The sequence below is a fragment of the Bilifractor sp. LCP19S3_H10 genome, from assembly GCF_052119185.1.
GTDB lineage: Bacteria > Bacillota > Clostridia > Lachnospirales > Lachnospiraceae > Bilifractor.
Window position 1 is genome coordinate 55,693 of sequence record NZ_JBQKFT010000009.1, and the last position, 19,649, is coordinate 75,341.

19 protein-coding genes are annotated in these 19,649 nt (G+C 52.4%); all 19 read right to left on the minus strand.

Annotated elements, in window-relative coordinates:
- Nucleotides 1-127: 127 nt before the first annotated feature.
- The 19 genes from ACTQZS_RS08770 to ACTQZS_RS08860 all read right to left on the minus strand — a co-directional run bounded on the left by ACTQZS_RS08770 (nt 128) and on the right by ACTQZS_RS08860 (nt 19,632).
- A complete protein-coding gene (locus ACTQZS_RS08770; protein ID WP_441475469.1) occupies nt 128-1,249 on the minus strand; it encodes an FAD:protein FMN transferase in 1,122 nt (373 codons plus the stop codon).
- A gap of 242 nt (nt 1,250-1,491) precedes the next feature.
- Complete coding sequence (locus ACTQZS_RS08775; protein ID WP_441475470.1) at nt 1,492-2,004, minus strand: Gx transporter family protein; 513 nt, start codon at nt 2,002-2,004, stop codon at nt 1,492-1,494.
- A 31-nt stretch (nt 2,005-2,035) separates the two neighbouring features.
- Complete coding sequence (locus ACTQZS_RS08780; protein WP_441475471.1) at nt 2,036-2,593, minus strand: NusG domain II-containing protein; 558 nt, start codon at nt 2,591-2,593, stop codon at nt 2,036-2,038.
- A gap of 222 nt (nt 2,594-2,815) precedes the next feature.
- A complete protein-coding gene (locus ACTQZS_RS08785) occupies nt 2,816-3,607 on the minus strand; it encodes an RnfABCDGE type electron transport complex subunit B (RefSeq protein ID WP_441475472.1) in 792 nt (263 codons plus the stop codon).
- Between the two features lie 21 nt (nt 3,608-3,628).
- Complete coding sequence (locus ACTQZS_RS08790) at nt 3,629-4,201, minus strand: electron transport complex protein RnfA (RefSeq protein ID WP_441475473.1); 573 nt, start codon at nt 4,199-4,201, stop codon at nt 3,629-3,631.
- Nucleotides 4,198-5,037 carry an electron transport complex subunit RsxE gene (gene rsxE / locus ACTQZS_RS08795; RefSeq protein ID WP_441475474.1) on the minus strand — a complete coding sequence of 280 codons (840 nt, stop codon included), beginning with the start codon at nt 5,035-5,037 and terminating at the stop codon, nt 4,198-4,200. Before rsxE ends, ACTQZS_RS08790 begins: the two co-directional genes overlap by 4 nt.
- Nucleotides 5,034-5,678 carry an FMN-binding protein gene (locus ACTQZS_RS08800; RefSeq protein ID WP_441475475.1) on the minus strand — a complete coding sequence of 215 codons (645 nt, stop codon included), beginning with the start codon at nt 5,676-5,678 and terminating at the stop codon, nt 5,034-5,036. Before ACTQZS_RS08800 ends, rsxE begins: the two co-directional genes overlap by 4 nt.
- Complete coding sequence (locus ACTQZS_RS08805; RefSeq protein WP_441475476.1) at nt 5,675-6,682, minus strand: RnfABCDGE type electron transport complex subunit D; 1,008 nt, start codon at nt 6,680-6,682, stop codon at nt 5,675-5,677. Before ACTQZS_RS08805 ends, ACTQZS_RS08800 begins: the two co-directional genes overlap by 4 nt.
- A 15-nt stretch (nt 6,683-6,697) precedes the next feature.
- Nucleotides 6,698-8,020, minus strand: coding sequence for an electron transport complex subunit RsxC (gene rsxC / locus ACTQZS_RS08810; RefSeq protein ID WP_441475477.1), 1,323 nt, complete (start codon nt 8,018-8,020; stop codon nt 6,698-6,700).
- 308 nt (nt 8,021-8,328) lie between these two features.
- Entirely contained in the window at nt 8,329-8,982 is a 654-nt protein-coding gene (locus tag ACTQZS_RS08815; protein ID WP_441475478.1) for a V-type ATP synthase subunit D, read from the minus strand.
- 186 nt (nt 8,983-9,168) lie between these two features.
- Nucleotides 9,169-10,563, minus strand: coding sequence for a V-type ATP synthase subunit B (locus ACTQZS_RS08820; RefSeq protein WP_441475479.1), 1,395 nt, complete (start codon nt 10,561-10,563; stop codon nt 9,169-9,171).
- A gap of 5 nt (nt 10,564-10,568) precedes the next feature.
- Nucleotides 10,569-12,335 (minus strand): V-type ATP synthase subunit A, encoded by a 1,767-nt coding sequence (locus ACTQZS_RS08825; protein WP_441475480.1) that lies wholly within the window; start codon nt 12,333-12,335, stop codon nt 10,569-10,571.
- A 99-nt stretch (nt 12,336-12,434) separates the two neighbouring features.
- A complete protein-coding gene (locus ACTQZS_RS08830; protein ID WP_441475481.1) occupies nt 12,435-12,758 on the minus strand; it encodes a V-type ATP synthase subunit F in 324 nt (107 codons plus the stop codon).
- Nucleotides 12,751-13,725 (minus strand): V-type ATPase subunit, encoded by a 975-nt coding sequence (locus tag ACTQZS_RS08835; protein WP_441099083.1) that lies wholly within the window; start codon nt 13,723-13,725, stop codon nt 12,751-12,753. Before ACTQZS_RS08835 ends, ACTQZS_RS08830 begins: the two co-directional genes overlap by 8 nt.
- Nucleotides 13,718-14,329: a V-type ATP synthase subunit E gene (locus ACTQZS_RS08840; RefSeq protein ID WP_441475482.1), complete on the minus strand. Its 612-nt coding sequence runs from the start codon at nt 14,327-14,329 to the stop codon at nt 13,718-13,720. The genes ACTQZS_RS08835 and ACTQZS_RS08840 overlap by 8 nt, the downstream gene beginning before the upstream one ends.
- A 69-nt stretch (nt 14,330-14,398) precedes the next feature.
- Entirely contained in the window at nt 14,399-14,863 is a 465-nt protein-coding gene (locus ACTQZS_RS08845) for a V-type ATP synthase subunit K (RefSeq protein ID WP_441475483.1), read from the minus strand.
- Between the two features lie 2 nt (nt 14,864-14,865).
- Nucleotides 14,866-16,887 carry a V-type ATP synthase subunit I gene (locus tag ACTQZS_RS08850; RefSeq protein ID WP_441475484.1) on the minus strand — a complete coding sequence of 674 codons (2,022 nt, stop codon included), beginning with the start codon at nt 16,885-16,887 and terminating at the stop codon, nt 14,866-14,868.
- 17 nt (nt 16,888-16,904) lie between these two features.
- Nucleotides 16,905-17,219 (minus strand): hypothetical protein, encoded by a 315-nt coding sequence (locus ACTQZS_RS08855; RefSeq protein ID WP_441475485.1) that lies wholly within the window; start codon nt 17,217-17,219, stop codon nt 16,905-16,907.
- 1,381 nt (nt 17,220-18,600) lie between these two features.
- The gene (locus ACTQZS_RS08860; RefSeq protein WP_441099088.1) at nt 18,601-19,632 is read right to left on the minus strand and encodes an aldo/keto reductase; all 1,032 of its coding nucleotides are present in this window, start codon (nt 19,630-19,632) and stop codon (nt 18,601-18,603) included.
- Between the last annotated feature and the right edge of the window lie 17 nt (nt 19,633-19,649).

Genomic DNA, 19,649 nt, shown 5'->3' on the forward strand with positions numbered 1-19,649 from the left:
GTCCGGCATAAAGAAATGCCGAATAAGTGAGTGTCTTTTCTGTCAAATGCTGACACCGGAAAAGGGTGCGTCTGGAGCGTCAGCCTGTCCGCTGATGACGGAGGATATCCTTCCATTCATCGTTCTGTCAGGGTGATGAGACGGATGAAGCCGAGTCAGACGTGTCAGAGAGCGGCTCCGGATACCAGCTCATCTGATTGTCGGTATCTGTAAACAGTACAGTGACATCCAGGCTGTTTTTGCGGATCAGCTCTTCTGCCCGATCCCGGCCGAGCAGGATGCAGATGGTGGAAAGAGCGTCCCCGAGTACATCATCGGTTCCGATGATCGTGGCCTGGTTCAGGCCGGTATCTGCCGGATACCCGGTTTTCGGATCCAGAATGTGATGATAGAGCCTGCCGTTCTTCCGGAAATATCTCTCATACACGCCGGAGGATATCACACTGTCATCTGTGGCATTAATGGTGGTCAGAACACTTCCCCGGTCAGCGAACGGCTTCTGGATTCCGACGACAAACAGGCTGCCATCCGGCTTTTCGCCAAGGACGCTCACGTTGCCGCCCAGATTGATCAGAGCGGAGGTGCAGCCGTTATTCTTCAGATAGTTCTTTAATTTCAGTGAGATGTACCCTTTGGCGATTCCGCCGAGGTCGATCTGCGTATCCGGAGAATCAAAGGTTACCGTATTGCCATCGATGTGAGCCTTTCGATAGTCCACAAACTTAAGAGCCTTCTGGATATCTGCGTCGTCCGGAACCTCCGGATCATCGGTGTCTCCCTCAAAATCCCACAGCTCTTTTACCGGATAGATTGTGATGTCAAACGCGCCGTCGGACATCTCGCCGTACTGGAGTCCTCTGCGGATGCATTCCGCTAGGTCGTCCGAGACCTCAACGGTGGTGGCAGAGCGGTGGTTCAGCTTGTACAGCTCACTGGTCTCCTTCTGTGCGGAAAGGGTATTCTCCATCTCTTCACAGATGGAAAAGCAGCCCTTCAGCAGCTTTTCAGCCTGTTTCCCGTATACCCGGATGTCAATTACCGTGTCAAAGTATGTCCCGGCATCCTCAGCCATCTCCGCATCCGCGGAAGTCCCCTGGGCCGCTGAAGCTCCGGAGGGTATGCCGCATCCGGCGGATAAGCTGCCCAGAATGAGCGCGGCGCAGAGGACACAGGGGACGATCCGGGGATATAGCCGCCGACGTTGTTTCGCATGCGCGGTATATGACTGAATGCTCTGAAATTTTCTCATAATCGGTTTCTCCGTTGCTTTCATCTTCTGTCCGAATCGGAAGTCCGCGCGAACAGCGAGTTGCCGGTATCCGTGGAACTGATAAAAATGTTCCATCGAAGGCCCGCACAAACAGCGGGCTGATTTTTCATAAGTTCAGGGCTTTATTATACACTCTCTTATAATCAAGCGCAAATCTGCGCATCTGGGAGCCTTTCACACGGCGGCTTTAAACGAGTCCGGAAAATAAACGCAGCAGAATCTTAGATTTGCTTAGGAAAAGATGGAACTCTCAGGAGAACTGCCCAGACCGCAATGCCTATCAGGATTCCGGTAATGAGGCCGGCAATCATCAGGATCGGGAGATACCAGAGAAGGGGAAGATCGGGGGTGACAAGATATGCGACCAGAATCTGGCCGATGTTGTGCGCGGCTCCGCCGGCTGCGCTGATGCCGGTTTCGTGAAATTTTCCAGTGCGGATGAGCAGAACCATGACGAGAATGCTGAGCATGGCGCCGCCCATGCTGTACGCGATACTGAACAGATTTCCGAAGAGAAAACCGATCACCACAACTCTGGCGGCGGATACGAGTACGGCTTCCCTCCAGCTGAACAGCAGAAGCACGATCAGGATGACCACGTTGCAGAGCCCGAGCTTGATGCCGGGTATTCCGAAGCTGAAGGGAATAAGGCTTTCGATGTATCCGCAGAGAATGGCAAGTGCGGTCATAAGGCCAAGGTATGCTGCTCTTTTCGATTTGTTTCTCTGATCCATGATGCGTTCTGCCTTTCTTGTCCCGACGTGGTTATTCTGCCAGTGTATCAATTTCCGGAGAGGACGGCTCAGAATTTGTATCTTCTGTGGAAGAATCGGAGTGATCGGTCTCTTGTCCGGATACAGAGCTGTTTTTATCTGTTCCCTGACCGGATGAGGAATGGATGCCGGCGGTATCCTGCCCGGAGGAAATGTCTTTGCCTTCGGTGCTCGTACTCCGGGAAGCGTGCGAAGAGCCGGAACTATCGGCGTTTATAATTTTGAGAACCACCCGGTTCGGGAGGCAGACAATGCTGCCTCCACTCGCGGTGATCGGCACGGAATGGACACAGATCTGATCCGGACAGTCGGCAGAGATCATTCGCACGGCACCATCTTTGATTTCGCAGACATTTGTGTCATTAATTTTTATGACCGTGTCATGCTTCAGATCGTAAGTGCCAAATACTCTGTTGTCAACAGTGATCTCGAGCATGGGAGAATCTGCATGACTCATATACCGGGAATATGCGGCAAGCATCAGAACCGCGGCGGTGAAAATGCAGAGAATCAGGAGTAAATCATTTCGTCCGAAGTTTTTTCTGTTCATAAACAAACCTCTTGTCTGCACCGGAACAGGGGGATTGATGTGTCTCACTGTTCGGGTAAAAAGAGGCCGCCGTATGTGCGGCGGCCTCTGAAAGATATCTGAATATCACAATATTTACAGATGCAACGGTTCTGTGCGAAATTTACGGTACAATCGCAACGATTCTACCCGAAATTTACGGTACAGCACAATGGTTCTGTTCGAAATTCCGGAGCGGACGTATCAGACAATGCACTTGCGCGGGCAGTTTGCTTTGCATTCTCCGCAGTTTGTGCATTTGCCGTAATCGATGACCGGGAATCCGCCTGCCATCTCGATTGCCTGCTGCGGGCATGTCTTCACACATTTCTGGCAGGAGATACAGCCGATCTTGCAGTTGTTCATGACCGGCTTTCCCTTCTCCGGATTGACGCATCCGATATGCGATACGTAATGATACGGAACCTCTATGATCAGTCCCTTCGGGCAGGCAGCCATACATTTTTTGCAGTCCCTGCAGAGCTCCTCGTCCACATGCGCAACTCCCTTCTGAATAGAAAGCGCGCCAAATTCACACGCCTGGACGCACTCGCCGAATCCGGTGCAGCCGAAGCGGCAGGACTTCGGCCCTCCCGTCGGTGCGAACTTTACAACGTTACAGGACTTCGGGCCTGTGTACACGTAGTTCTCTGTTGTTTTCTCGCAGTCCCCGACACAGCGGACAAAGGCAACCTTCCGTTCGTCACTTCCGGCAGAAGTTCCCATGATCTCCGCGATTTTATCGGCAACAGGTTTCTGTCCCACCACGCAGGAATTGACAGGCGCGTTTCCTGACGCGATTGCAGCCGCCAGAGCGGAGCAACCCGAAAATCCGCAGCCGCCGCAGTTCGCCCCGGGCAGGACCTCTGCGATTGCCTGTTCCTTCTCATCAACAGGAACGGCAAAGACCTTACTGGCAAAGCTGAGGAAGATGCCGACGAATAAACCGACGCCGCCGACCATCAGCGTTGCCGCCAGTATAGTACTTACGCTCATAACCATAACCTCCTTTACGCTTTACTTCAGTGCCGAGAATCCGAAGAATGCGATCGACATCAGAGCGGCAGTAATCATTACGATCGGGAATCCACGGAAGGATTCGGGAACATCGTTGTTTACCATCTTATCACGGATATTTGCGAGAATAATGATTGCAATCGTGTAGCCGATCGCTGTGGCAAAGCCGTAAACGGTACCAGTGAGGATGCTGTAATCCTTCTGCACGTTGATCAGCGCAACTCCCAGTACCGCACAGTTTGTGGTAATCAGCGGAAGATAGATTCCGAGTGCGTCATAGAGTGCCTTTGCGAATTTTTTCAGGAACATCTCCACGAACTGAACCAGGGCCGCAACAATCAGGATAAATACAATGGTCTTCAGATATTCCAGCCCGAAGGGAATCAGAAGAAAATGGTACAGAATTCCGCAGACGAGACTGGAAAGAGTCAGTACGAAGGTCAGCGCCATTCCCATGCCGGCCGCGGTATCGGGCTTCTTGGACACGCCAAGGAACGAACAGATGCCGAGGAACTGGCTGAGAACGACGTTATTGATCAGGCAGGCATTTACAGCCAACAGAAGTAATGTCATGACTTAGTCGCCTCCTTTTTCTCAGATGAGGGAGCTGCCGTTTGGGCGGCAGACTTTTCGCCGGCAGGTGCCGCAATTGCATCCGCGACGGTTCCCTTGCTGCGCGCGATGGTCTGTGCGGGTGTTTCGGAGCAGGACTCCGGTTTTTCGTCACAGATTCCGAGCTTCATGCAGCTCAGACAATCGCCGCAGATTTTCTCGGTGGGATCCCAGTCCTTTTTCGGACGGCGGCCTGCGCCGATCTTCAGCTTGTTCATCACGGCAACAAGGAAAGCGTAAACCAGGAATGCGCCGGGAGCAAGGACGAAGATATTTACCGGAACGTATCCGGAAGGCATAACCTGCATACCGAACCAGGTGCCGGCACCGATGATCTCACGGATCGAGGCAATACAGAAAATTGCCACGGTGAAACCGATTCCCATTCCGAGACCGTCGAAGAAGGACGGGATCATTGGCTCCTTGCCGGCATACGCTTCAGCACGGCCCATGATGATGCAGTTCACGACGATCAGAGGGATATAGATGCCCAGTGATGCGTAAAGCGCAGGTGTGAATCCCTCCATCAGGAAGTCGACCATGGTTACAAAGGAAGCTATTACGACGATATACGCTGGCATCCGCATCCGCTCGGGAATGATCTTGCGCAGCGCAGAAATAATCAGGTTTGACAGCGCCAGAATCACGGTGGTAGAAAGCCCCATGCCGATCGCGTTCATTGCGGAAGTCGTCGTCGCAAGGGTCGGGCAGGTTCCGAGAACCAGAACAAATACCGGATTTTCGACGAACAGTCCGTTCCAGAGCCGTTCTGCCGGAGAGTTTTTCTTCAATTTCATGATGCACTGCCTCCCTCCAGATATTCCACTGCAGCCAGAGCACCGTTGACGGCCTTGGTTACAGCGTTTGTCGTTACTGTGCAGCCGCTGATCGCATCGATCTGGTTGTCCGCACTTTTTCCGGTCTTGGTATATTCAATCTCCGTGTTGTCGCCAAGGCTCAGATTGTTGAACTGGTTCTTGAATTCGTCATTTTCTGCTTTCATGCCCATGCCGGCGGTCTCCGAGATGGAAAGGAAGGAAATGCCGTTGATGGTAAGGCTTCCGGATTCATCTGCTGTAACGCCTACCATCAGCTCAATCGCACCGCCGTAGCCCTCGTTATTGGTCGCATCTACAACATATCCAAGCTTGTTTCCGTTTTGATCATCGGCTTCACTGATATCGCTGACCGAGGTCTTGTCCAGACCGGCCTTGTCGAGATATGACTGGAAATCGCTCTGGTCAAAATCCGAAACGGTCTTGAAGCTGTCCGCGTTTTCAAAAACTTCTTTCTGGGAAGCGGCTTTCTCGGATGCCTCCTGGGCAGCAATCGGTCCCGCAGTCACTCCGTGTACAGCGCCGAGGAGAAGACCTGCTGCCACGGTGATCACAGTAATGATGATTGTGTCATGAACGACAGATGTCTGTTTCTTGCTCATGCCTTTCCTGCCTCCTTCTGTTTCTTGTCTTTCTGGATGCCGAAGGCTCTCGGACGTGTATAACGCTCAATGAGCGGAACAATGCAGTTCGCGAGGATGATCGCGTAGGAAACACCTTCGGAGCTGTTGCCGATCATGCGATAGAGCCAGGTCATGACACCAAGGAACACCGCGTAAATTGCCTGTCCTTTCGGCGTGATCGGGGATGTGACATAATCCGTCGCCATAAACCATGCGCCAAGCATAATGCCTCCGGCACAGAGCTCTTCCGCAGTGAATTCAAGCGGATTGCTGTAGCCTCTGGCTGCCGCTGTAATCAGAACCAGTACCGCAAAGCTGCCCAGATAGATGACGGGGATCTTCCAGTCAATGATCTGCATCACCAGAAGGAAAATTCCTCCGGCGAGAAGGGCAATTGCGGAGGTTTCACCGATGACACCCTGAACATTTCCCAGGAAAAGTGCGCCGAGATCAAAATGAGCGCCGGTCTTGAGGTACGCAAGCGGGGTTGCTCCGGAGAGAGCGTCCGTGGTGGAAGCCACCTTTGTCACCAGCGAGGTGATCCCGTGACCGGCTGCATAGTTCGTCATTTCACTGGAGAAGGAAATGAGAAGAAAGCATCTGGCTCCGAGCGCAGGATTCATGAAGTTCTGTCCAAGTCCGCCGAAAACCTGCTTTACAACAATAATCGCGAATACTGATCCGATGACCGGGATCCACCACGGAATCTGCGGCGGCATATTCATACCGATCAGAAGCCCGGTGACGACTGCGGAGAGATCTCCGGTGGTGACAGGTTTCTTCAGGATCCGTTCGTAGCAGTACTCGGCAGCGACCGAGGACGCCACGGAAAGGCACAGAATCAGCAGGGCATACGGCCCGAAATTCAGGACTCCCACGATGCTGGCGGGGAGCAGTGCAATGATCACGAAAAGCATGATCTTCCGTGTAGAAATACTGTCTCTTACATGAGGTGAGACAGAAACCTGATATTTTTCATTCATTCTCCTGAACCTCCCTCATTTTTTCTTCCTTTTATTGGCAAGTACCGTCTGGCGCATCATATTGATCTCCGCGGCAAGCGGGCGCTTTGCCGGGCAGGAATAGCTGCAGGAACCGCAGTTCACACATTCCAGTCCGTAGTATTCTTCAAAGGATTTTGCGTCATTATGCTCCGCAAAGTCTGCCAGCCTGCAGGGAAGCAGTCTTGCGGGACAGCCCTTTACACAGCGGCCGCAGTTGATACAGGCGGAAGGCGTCGAACGCGAAACCTCATCCTGCAGGAAAGCGGTAATCGCGCCTGAGGTCTTCGTAACCGGGATGTTCAGGTCGTAGAGAGCGAATCCCATCATGGGACCGCCGGAAATTACCTTTTCGGGCGTGGACTTGAAACCGCCCTCCGCCTCAATGATCTCCGCGTAATTCATGCCGACAGGAACGCGGAAGTTCCTCGGATTCACAGGCGCATCGCCAGAAACGGTGAAGACGCGGTCGATGACAGGCCTTCCGTATTTTACCGCCTCATACACAGCAATGACGGTATCGATGTTATCGACGACACATCCGGCGTCTGCCGGGAGCATTCTGGAATTGACATAGCGGCCGGTAATCGCGTTGATCAGGCATCGCTCCGCTCCCTCCGGATATTTTGTCTTCATGACGGCAACGCTGATCCGGCTTTTGCCCGCTGCTGCCTTCCGCATGACCTCTATTGCCTTCGGCTTGTTGTCCTCAATGCAGATGACTCCTTTGCATTCCGGCTTGAACAGCTTCAGAATGATCTCCAGGCCTCCGACGATTTTCTCCGGGTACTCGAGCATGCATCTGTAATCCGAGGTCAGGTAAGGCTCACATTCCGAACCGTTCACCAGGATATGATCCACGACAGACGGATCCTTCGGAGAGAGCTTAACGGCTGTCGGGAAGCCTGCGCCGCCCATCCCGACGACTCCTCCCTCCCGGATTCTGTTCAGGATTTCCTCCCTGGACAAAGCTTCCGGGTCAGCCTCCTCAAAGCTGACGCTTTCATACAGATCATCATTTTCGATGACGATAGCATCGACATAACCGCCGGTGGCATTCTTCCTCTTTTCGATTTTGCTTACCGTACCAGATACGGATGCATGAATCGGAGCAGAGACAAAGCCGCCCGCCTCGGCGATTTTCTGCCCGACAAGAACCCGGTCTCCCTTTGCAACGATCGGTTTTGCCGGAGCACCAATGTGCTGTGACAGCAGATAGACTAATTCTTTTCCGGGTTTTATGGCTTCAACCGGTTTCTCCGCTGACAATTCCTTGCCTTCATACGGATGAACGCCACCCTTAAAGGTAAATAATCCCATCTACCCATCCTCCTTCCTTTGCTTACAAATAACATAGATATTATAATACACCGTTTCGAAAAGTGACATTCAATTTCCTGCTAAATCGATATATGTTTCAAAAAAAATGCATGGCGGAAGCCCGTTATATTGAAATTTTCCGGTATCAAACGAGATAAAACACGCTGCGCGAGTTTTATCTCGCTATCGCGACGCTCGCCGCACACGAATACTTCGCATTCGGCTGCGGCTCACTGTTCGCGTAAAAAAGACAGGCTCCCTTGTCGCCGGGCGGCCTGTCTGAAATATCGTCAAAATCTTTTGCTTTCTTATTTCTCGTAATGATGTGCTTCCTCGAGCATCATATCCTTAACCTTCATCAGACGGACCTGCGTGCTTCTCTCGTTCTCGTCGAGTTTCATCGTAATGTACCGGATCCCCTCTCTGGTTTCCGGGATAATCACATGCTCCAGAGCGTTCACTCTCCGCCGTGTCTTTTCGATCTCCGATGCCATCAGCTGACAGGATTTTTCAACCTCCGCAAGGCGCAGCATGTCCGGCAGTATATCAGAAAGTGACTGCACGGCTCCATCCAGGTCACTGGAGGTATAAGCAAATCCGTAGGAGAAGATGTCGTTCTGATCGGCGGTGCGTGTACGGGCACTGAAAACCGGAAGGTTCACACTCATGACATTTCTGGTGGTTTCTTCAAGAAAAACCTCCTGACGCGGAACCAGCATGGCTGTACGGAGTGTCTGTTCGGACATACCGGCCTTCGCCAGAACAAATTCGGCATTTGCGTTTCGGATGCCTTTTTCCACCTTTATGCGAAGATCCATATCCTCGCGGACCAGGTCAAGAAACTGACGCATCAGTTCATCCCGTTTATCCTTCAGGAGACGGTGTCCCTTCGTTGCAGTCACCAGCTTCTTCTTCAGGCGGGTCAGCTCCATTCTTGTTGGATTTACATGTGCTCCGGACAATCCGCATCCTCCTCTCAGATTAATATTCGAACGGCGGCGGGCCAGAAACTGTTCCTGACAACGATCGATTCGACGCTCCAGACAACCGTTTCTATCCGGACAGCGGCGCGGCAGAAACCGCTGCCTGCAAGCTGCGGGTACCCGTCAGGCTTCGCGCACGGATTCCCTGCAGCCGGGCAGTTTTCGTCAGGCAAGGTTTTCAGAACCCGTTTCACCCTTGTAATATTCGTCAAGCACAGCATCGGGAATCCGCTTAAGCTCGGATCTCGGCAGCAGGCGAAGCAGTTTCCAGCCAATTTCAAGTGTTTCCTCGATGCTGCGGTTTGTGGTGTATCCCTGGGATACATATTGCTTTTCAAACGCATCCGCAAATTGTGCGTAGAGCAGATCAATATCCGTGAGCGCTGCCGCTCCGAGAATGGTCATCAGCTCTTTGGCGTCCTTACCGCGCGCATAGGCAGCGAACAGCTGGTTCATGACGGCGGCGTGATCCCCCCGGGTCTTTCCCTCTCCGATTCCCTTGTCCTTCAGACGGGACAGGGACGGTAGAACGTCAACGGGAGGTTTGATGCCTTTCCGGTACAGTTCCCTGGACAGAATGATCTGCCCCTCCGTGATATATCCCGTAAGGTCGGGGATGGGATGTGTCTTGTCATCCTCGGGCATCGTCAGGATCGGAATCAAGGTGATGGATCCGCTCTTTCCTCTCTGGCGTCCGGCGCGCTCGTAAAGCTGGGCGAGGTCGGTGTACATATAACCGGGATACCCGCGGCGGCCCGGGACCTCCTTTCTTGCCGCAGATACCTCACGCAGTGCATCCGCGTAGTTTGTGATATCGGTCATGATCACGAGGACATGCATGCCTTTTTCAAAGGCAAGGTATTCCGCCGCCGTGAGAGCCATCCGCGGTGTGGAAATTCGTTCTACCGCGGGATCATTCGCAAGGTTGATGAACAGGACGGTCCGGTCAATGGCGCCGGTTTCCCGGAAGGATTCCTCGAAAAAATGCGCCTCCTCGAAGGTGATTCCCATTGCGGCGAAAACAACGGCGAACGGTTCGTCGGTTCCGCGGACCTTTGCCTGTCTGGCAATTTGTGCGGCAAGCTGCGAATGCGGAAGACCTGAGGCGGAAAAAATAGGGAGCTTCTGTCCCCTGACCAGCGTGTTCAGCCCGTCGATGGCAGATACGCCGGTCTGTATGAATTCTGACGGATAGGCGCGGGCTGCCGGATTCATGGGAAGCCCGTTGATATCCATCCGCCTGTCGGGTAGAATCTCAGGACCGTCATCGATGGTGCGGCCCATCCCGTCAAATACTCTTCCCAGCATATCTTCAGAGACACCGAGTTCCATTGATCTTCCGAGGAATCGCACCTTGCTGTTCGAGAGATTGATTCCGGTTGAATCCTCAAAGAGCTGTACCAGTACATTCGGGCCGTCCACCTCCAGAACACGGCATCTCCGCGTTTCTCCGTCCGCAAGGATGATTTCGCCCATTTCGTTGTATTTTACGCCTTCGACACCCTTTACCAGCATCAGAGGACCGGCAACTTCCTGAATTGTGCGATATTCTACTGCCATTCCGATCACTCCTCCTTTGCTGCCGCTTCCGCGGTCTCGGAAGCAAGTTCCGCAAGTGTGTCCTCGTACGCGCGGCCGATGGCCTTCTCGTCGATGTATTTGTAACGGCCGATCTGTTCCCGTACAGGCATACGGACAAGGTCATTGATATCCGCGCCCTCCTTCAGGGCTCTGACGCTGTAGGCATAGTAGGCATATACCAGTTTCATCATGTAGTACTGCTTTTTCAGAGAGGTATAAGTATCTGTCTCGTCAAAGGAATTCTGATGCAGGAAGTCCTCACGGATAGATCTGGCCGCCTCCATCTTCAGGCGGTCTTCCGGAGAGAGCGCATCCATGCCCACCATTTTTACAATTTCATTCAGAGATGCCTCATCCTGAAGCAGGCTCATCAGATTCTGCCGGATATCCATCCAGTCCGGTTCTACCTTCCGGTCGAACCATTTTCCCATGGTTTCGAGGTAGAGACTGTAGCTCGTCAGCCAGTTGATGGCCGGAAAATGGCGCTGGTATGCGAGATCCGCGTCCAGTGCCCAGAACACCTTGACAATCCGCAGCGTGGCCTGTGACACCGGCTCGGAAATATCGCCGCCTGGCGGAGAAACGGCGCCGATTGCGGAAAGCGCGCCCTCTCTTCCGTCCTTTCCGAGTGCGATGACGTGGCCCGCGCGCTCATAGAACTGTGCCAGACGAGAACCAAGGTAAGCAGGGTAGCCCTCCTCACCGGGCATTTCCTCGAGCCGGCCGGACATTTCACGGAGCGCCTCTGCCCATCTGGATGTGGAATCGGCCATCAGCGCAACGGAATATCCCATGTCCCGGAAGTATTCAGCAATCGTAATTCCGGTATAGATCGATGCTTCACGCGCCGCCACCGGCATATCCGATGTATTTGCAATCAGGATAGTCCGCTGCATCAGGGACTCACCCGTCCGGGGGTCTGTAAGCTCCGGAAATTCATTCAGAACATCGGTCATTTCATTTCCGCGCTCGCCGCAGCCGATATAGACAACGATATCCGCGTCAGCCCATTTGGCCAGCTGATGCTGAATTACTGTTTTGCCGGAGCCGAAAGGGCCCGGAACTGCAGCGACGCCGCCCTTCGCGATTGGAAAGAAAGCATCGATTACGCGCTGGCCCGTGATCAGCGGCATCTCCGGCGGCAGTTTCCTGGCATAGGGGCGTTCTCTTCGCACCGGCCACTTCTGCATCAGTGTGAGGTTTACTTCGCCGGCTCCTGTCTCCACAACAGCGACCGTGTCATCGATGCGGAAGGATCCGGACCGGATCTCGCGTATGCTGCCGCTGATTCCATTGGGAACCATGATCCTGTGCGTGACGACCGTGGTTTCCTGAACGGTACCGATGATGTCGCCTGCGGAAACCTCGTCCCCCGCCCTGACGGATGCGGTAAATTCCCATGTCCTTTCATGATCGAGCGCCGGGACTTCTACTCCTCTGGAAAGCAGATTGCTCCCGGTGATCTCCATGATCTTGTTCAGGGGGCGCTGAATTCCGTCGTAGATGGAACCGATCAGTCCGGGACCCAGTTCCACAGACAGCGGCTCTCCGGTAGATTCCACCGGCTCGCCCGGACCAAGGCCCTGTGTCTCCTCATAAACCTGTATGGAAGCCCTGTCGCCGTGCATCTCGATAATTTCACCGATCAGTCTTTCTCTGCTTACACGCACCACATCATACATATTTGCATCACGCATGCCTTCGGCGATCACGAGAGGGCCGGCAACTTTTCTGATTGTACCTGTGCTCATTCGATATGCTCTCCTTCTGTTTCCTGTTTCATCGGACCTGCGGGACGTGCGCGGACCATGGGCATGCGGTCCGCTGAATCATCATACTGGGTAAAGACTTCAGCCGGAAAACAATATGTCGCTTCCGACCGCCTGTTCCACGGATTTCTTCACTGAGGATACGCCTTCGCCGGTATTTCCCCGGATCCCCGGTATCAGGATGATTGCGGGGAACAGTCTGTCCCGGTATCTGCTGATTTCGCCGGCAAGGACGCCGGCCAGCTCTTCTGTGATGTAGATGACGCCGAAACCGTTCTCCGCGAGATTCTTCAGGATTTTTGACCCTTCTGCGGCGTTGTTGTTCCGAATCGGAAATGTGGACAGCCCGATGGCCGCAAAGCCATAGATGCTGTCATAATCGCCCATGACTGCTATTTTAACCATACATCTTCCTTATCCGTTTACGTATATTCTCTACGGAAAAGCCATTGGCCTTCGCCGTCAGAAGAATCCGCACCATTCGTATCTCATTCTCTCTGGCCAGATAATAGGCGATCAGAGGTCCGGCTGACACACTGTTTCTCTTCTGCGGAAGAATAGCTTCAATAATACGGTTGTCGCACCAGCACTCAAAGGCGGAAGGGGAATCCTTCAGCGCCTCACAAGCTTCCGCGAATCCATGACTGTTGAGATAATCATTGAGGGAAGCTTCTCCCGAGACAGCCGCCGCTGCCAGAATATCGATATTCAGAGTGCTGCACGGGGAGAGCGCCTCCTTCAGAAATTCCAGATCCTTACCGGTTCTCTGTGCGCGCACAGCTATTTTGATGTCTGTGACAGCTACTGAAGATTCTTCGTAATCCTTCAGAAGCCGGTTTTTGGACCGGCGTCCGGCTCTCCCGCAGGCATCCAGACATCCCCGATCGATGATCAGATCGCATTTCTGACCATTCTGGGTGCGGATCATCGTCTCCAGTGCCCGCTGTGCCGGCTTTCGCATATGCTCCGGGAGCGCACCGTAATCTTTTTCTCTGAGAATTCTGCGGATTTCCTCTTTTCCAAAACCCTCGATGTCATAATACAGATGATCCGGGTGATCCGTTGTGCAGAGCTCCCGGATTCCGGCCTTCAGATTGTGATACAGCCGTGGGTAGGAAAGCACCCGGAAAATACCGGGATCCGCCTTGAGCTCCTTCATCAGATCCGCAGTTTTCTTCTCTTCTGCTTCCAGTATCTGTACACCGTCATCCTCTGGGGGTGAACCGTCACCCCATCCCCGGTCAGACAGGAACTGCAGGATCTCCCTGCAGTCCTTCATTTCGGACATTCTCCGGATATCCTCGTCCGAGAGCAGAAGCTTCTCTTTCACCCGGATTCTGGCAACCGCGTATATGTAGTCCAGGTCACTCATATCGTTTCTCCTGTCGGAACAGCATCTCATGAACCGCATCCTGCAACAGATCCATCTTCTCCTCAAAGAGCGCTTTCAGAGTACAGTTCTCGTCAATTCCTCCGTATCGAAGCAGAAATCCATTTTCGATATCCGCCGGATTCCTGGAAATCTGAAGCGATCCACCGGCGTCCCCTGCGATCCGGTTGAGCCGGTCTTCAAAGCCGGAGGGAAGTCTGTGCAGATCTCTCTGTCCAAACAGGATCTCTCCGTTTTCCGCCCGGATATATCTGCGTACAAGGTTCTCAATCATCCTGAAATACTGGCTGTCATCTCTGTCTGCCAGTTCATGGCAGGCTTTCTGTATGGTCTCATGTATGATTGCCTGCTTTTCCGAGAGAAGTGCCTCCCGTGTTTTTCGCGCAGCCCGGGAGGCAATCGATGCCGCATAGGTCTCCGCGTCGCGTTCTGCCTTCTGTCTGGTCCGGACAAGCAGGTCTGTGCGTTCGTTCTCTGCCCTCTTCAATATTTCTTCCGCGTCGTCCTGTGCCTTCCGGAGAATGGCGGAAGCCTTCTCCCCGGCCTCCTGAAGGATACTCCCGGTAATCTTTTCTAATCCTTCCATATCTGTCTCCCCCTGTCATCCTCTTTTCTGCAAATCTGCTGACACTTTCTCCGGCACAACGGATGTTCATCAGATTCCGCTCACTGAAAGGATGGAAATCAGAAGCGCCAGGATAGCGTAAGTCTCAACCATCGCGGGGAACAGCATGGCTTTTCCGAACTGATCAGGCTTCTTTGCGATAAGTCCGATGGAGGCCACAGAGGTTCTTCCCTGATGATAGGCGGAGATCAACCCTACGAGGGCAATCGGCAGGCAGGCGAACAGATAAAGCATGCCGGTCGCGGTATCTGTTACAGGGCTGCCGCCGAGAATCCCGATGCTGGAGAGTGTGATAAAGGCTACCAGCAATCCGTAGATACCCTGTGTGCCCGGGAGAAGCTGAAGCAGAAGAACCTTTGCGAACTGCTCCGGATCCTCCGACACAACTCCCGCGGCAGCCTGACCGGCGATTCCGACTCCCCAGGCAGATCCGATGCCCGGCAGTGCTGTCGCCAGTGCAGCGCCCATGAGTGCAAAAACCATTCCCATATTCATAGTTACTTTTCCTCCTTGATCTGGATGTATTTTGTCATTGTATGGAAAGGAGCGAAGGGTCTGCCCCCTGCCTCATAGAACTTGCCGAAGAATTCTACGTACTGAAGCCGGTTTGTATGAACATATGCCCCAAGTGCGTTGATCGCGATATTCAGGGTATGCCCCAGCAGAAATACCACGATGAAAATGATTATTTTCGCGGGCCCTGAACCGAACATGGAGCCCATCATATTGATAACATTCGCGATGACGCCTGTTGCCAGCCCTAGAGCCAGAAGCCTTGAATAAGACAGAACATCGGACAGCCAGCTGGTTACTCCGTAGAGATCATAGGCGCCGAGCGCGATACGGATCGCCCAGTTCTTTCTGGAACGTCCCGACATCAGAAGGATCATCAGAGCGCCCGCTGCCGCACAAGCCCTTGCCGAAACGGAGACTCCGTCAGAAAACACAAAGGTCATTCCCGAGATGGAATGGAACAGATCCGTCGGCAGGAGCATCAGGATCAATCCCGTCAGAAACAGGTACCAGGACACCACATCAGAGAAAAAACCAGTAATGTCGCGATCCCTCAGCATCTCAAAACCCTTGATGCCGAGACCGGTGTACAGGTGTATGATACCGAAGAAAAGACACCAGATCAGAAGCCGCATCGGATTGTTGAGCGGGGCAAACCACAGAGGCTTAAGAACAACGGTATCCGCCGGAACTCCCATCCATGTATGAGCGACGACATCAATCACGTCCCCAAAGAATCCGCCGTACATGAACCCCCAGAAGGCTGTGGATATTCCGCAGAAGAAAAAAAGCTTCAGAAAGCGCTTCAGCCCGCGGTCCAGATTTCTGTGTTTCAAAAGAAGGATGCTGCAGATGAGTGCCATGACGATCCCGTACCCGGCGTCTGAGAGCATCATCCCGAAGAAAAACACATAAAACACGGACATGACTGCCGTCGGATCCACCTTGCCATGCTGGGGCAGGCCGTAAGATTCCAGAACTCCCTCTGCCGATTCGGCAAAACGGTTATTTTTCAGAAGTGTCGGCTCGATTTCGTCCTCCCGCTTCTCTTCGGTCTCCACAAAGGCACCATACTTCTCGGACAGAAACTGCCCGATACGTTCAGCCTGGGCAGCAGGAACCCATCCTTCCAGAAAGAACACGTTTCTACTCATGGGAATCTGACCGAGAAGCCGGTACTTCTCCGCGCGGGTGCGATAATAATCCGCCATGATCCGGAAGTTTTCCCTCTCACCCGCATAGGAAGCGATCCGATCCTTCAGATTCTCAATCTGCTGCTTCTGCTCACGAATTTCGTTCTCGCATCCGGCAATCACCTCTGCCGGGATTCCGGTCACCGGAAGCGACGGACGGACAAACCCCGCTGACCGGAGGCTTTCCTCCACAGAGCGCTCCTCATCGGCCAGACAAAGCACCCAGATGCAGGTCATTTCATTTTCGGAGGACAAAATCTCACAGAAGACCGCGGCTGGTTCCGAAAGGCTGCCGGAAGCGGTCGCGAGAACCTTTTCCGTGCTCCAGATTCCCGGAAGCGTCCCGATCAGAACAGATGTTTTCCTGGTTCCGGTCATGCTCATCGGTATGTCGAGATTCCTCCACGGGGTAAGGCTTTCTTTCAGATTTTCGTCCTTCTGTATGATAACGCCGCATTCCTGGATTTTTCTCTCCGCTGACAGAAGGTCTGCGACCTCGACATTGAATTGATGACGGTTCCGGATGGCTTCCTGGTAGACGGAGCGTTCCAAAGCCTCCTTTCCTGAAAAAAGTCCGCCGGTCTTTCCTCCGGGGTACTGTTTCAGGAGGGTGAGTGCATCCTCAAAGCAGGCAGCGCGCTTCTCATATTTGGATCTGGCTGCCTGTGTGTCTTTCTCCGACAAATCGGAGGTTTCGCCCAGATCCTCAAGACGCATCTCCATGATCCCCATCGACTGCAATGTCTCAAGAATGGCCTTTCTGTTGCGGTTCAATGCGCAGATGCCAAGCTTCTGCATTTTTACAATTGCCATTCAGATTCCACCTTTATTTATCCGCCAAGTACAAGGCGTATCACGTTCTCTATTGCCGCCGGTTCCTGTTCCGCTGCCTTCTGCCTGAGCCTTGCGCATTCCTGCCCGGCTGCTGCAGAGGCTTCCCTCAGCAGCTGCTCTCCGGCTTCCTTCGCAGCTTCCATCGCCTCTGAATAATCTGCGGCGGCTTCCTGCTCCGCATCTTTCCGGATCCGGTCCGCATCCATGCCTGCCTGTTTTACGATGGATGCGGCGCGGTTCTTTGCTTCAATGATCCGGGCTTCGGCCTCCGCTTCCGCGTCTTTCACAGTCTGAATCGCATCGGACAGCATACTGTCACCACCTCTTTTCTGCAAAAATAAAAAATCACCGGCATTACGGTCACGAATATAGGTCAAGAATATAGGTGCGTTGTCAGTGATATACGTTTGAGATGTTATCCGGCTTCTCTCCGCCGGCCTGTGCAATTGGCTGGTATTCCACTTATGAAACGCAACGTTCTGCATATCGAAGAAGCGACAAATCGCGACGGATTGCGTGTCATAAAAGATCTGTGTGGATTCATCCGTTGTCTGAAACTGATGATAACAATATTATAGACATCTGTTCCGCGTTTTTCAATCATTTGTGTATAAAATTCGCAGGATTACGATAAAATATCTTTAGACCATGATTATTCGCAAACCATATGGCAGAAAGATATATTACGCATACATTTGCACAAAATCAGAAAATCCGGATTATGAATAATAGCGAAAGTCATCTGTGGATCCGGCTTATCGTTCGCAGGATCTGAAAATTAGATGGAAATATTGATTTAGATCGAGAAGAGAGAATAAGAACGGAGAGAAAAAAGAAGGATGGTCAACTGCACACAGCATGACATGATCGCAGAGAGCTCCCGCGTTCAGCAGACGAAAGGTTTGTATTTCAGGAAGAGAGGACAAGGAAGAGGAAAAGAAAAACAGGAAAGAGGACAAAAAAATGGGCTGTTCCGCTTTCTCGTCACGAAACAGCCCTTTTAATGAATTTCTAGAAGTTTCACTTTATAACCTCCTTTTCTATATGCTGTTATTTCATCAAGATTCCTTCCTGTCTCCTGAATTTGAAAAGCCTTTCACCCTGGGGTTCCAGATCTTATTCCTGAGATTCCGCCGTTGTTTCCGAATTCTGTATTCAGTGCTGACTTTTGAATTCTCTCTTCCTTTGAATCACTCATCTTCTGTCTTCAGAAGCATTTCGCGTTCCTGGAATCGTCATTTCTGCAACCTGCTGCGCAGGTTCACCATAAGCATCTGCTCTCTCGAATTCATTCTCTTCCGAGAACCATCCACTGACAGTTCCGGGAAGGTTTCTCTTCTGTGGAGTTTCTGCACTATCTTCTGTCAGGAACTCTTCAAAGGGAAGAAAAGAGGAAACTTCCGGTTCGGAAAGATATCTTGTTGTTACTTATATAATACTGATATATCTTCACTTTGTCAAGTGTTATTTGATAATAATTTATGAATATAATTATATTCAGAATATTGTGCAAGGCCACGAGATAAAGCACTCTGCACGAGTTTTATCTCGCTATCGCGACGCTCGCCGCACGCGAATACTTCGCATTCGGCTGCGGCTCACTGTTCGCGTAAATAAAATACCGGTACAATTTTTGCGGAAGGATAAACAACTTCGTCGTATTGTACCGGTTAAAGGAAATTCTTTTTCAGGTTAGAAAGGCCTGTGGTTTTCATCGTAATTGATGCCGCAGATCTGGTCTATCCGGATCAGCTCCTCATCACTGAAATCGGTGTGACCGATAATTTTTACATTTTCCGCAATCTGCTCCGGTCTTGAGGCACCGATCAGAACTGAGCAGACATGATCATCCTTGAGGATCCACGCAAGCGCCATCTCAGCAAGCGTCTGTCCTCTCTCGCCGGCGAGCTTATCGAGTGCCCTGATCTGACGCAGCCTGTTCTCGGTGAGGTCGGAGGCATGGAGAAATCTTCCGTCCTTCGCGATCCGGCTGTCATCCGGAATCCCGTTGATGTACCGGTTCGAGAGCAGCCCCTGCGCGAGAGGGCTGAAGGCGATGATGCCCATTCCGTTTTCATAGCAGAAATCCTTCACGCCGTCTTCTTCGATGGTACGGTCAAAAATGGAATAACGCCGCTGATTAACAATCAGCGGGAGATGAATCTCTGCTGCAATCTCAATCGCGCGTTCGGTGTGCTCTCTGTCGTAATTTGAGATTCCGGCATAGAGCGCCTTGCCACTTCTGACGATCTGATTCAGCGCGTCCATTGTCTCTTCCAGAGGCGTTTCGGGATCCATTCTGTGATGATAAAAAATGTCAACATATTCCAGTCCCAGACGCTTCAGGCTCTGATCAATGCTGGCGGTAAGATATTTTTTGCTTCCCCAGTTTCCATACGGGCCTTCCCACATATCATAGCCCGCTTTAGTTGTAATGACGAGTTCATCCCGGTACGGCATGAAATCCTCGCGCAGGATTCTTCCCGCATTTGCCTCGGCGCTTCCGTACACAGGGCCATAATTATTTGCAAGATCAAACTGGGTGATGCCAAGATCGAAGGCGGTCCGGCACATTGCCTTCATGTTGTCGTAATTGCCGTTGCTGCCGAAGTTGTGCCAGAAGCCGAGAGAAACCGCGGGGAATTTCAGCCCGCTGGCTCCGACGTGGTTGTAAGTCATACCGGAGTATCTTCCCGGATCTGCAATGTAAACGTCCTTTTCCATTCCTGTCTTCTTACCCC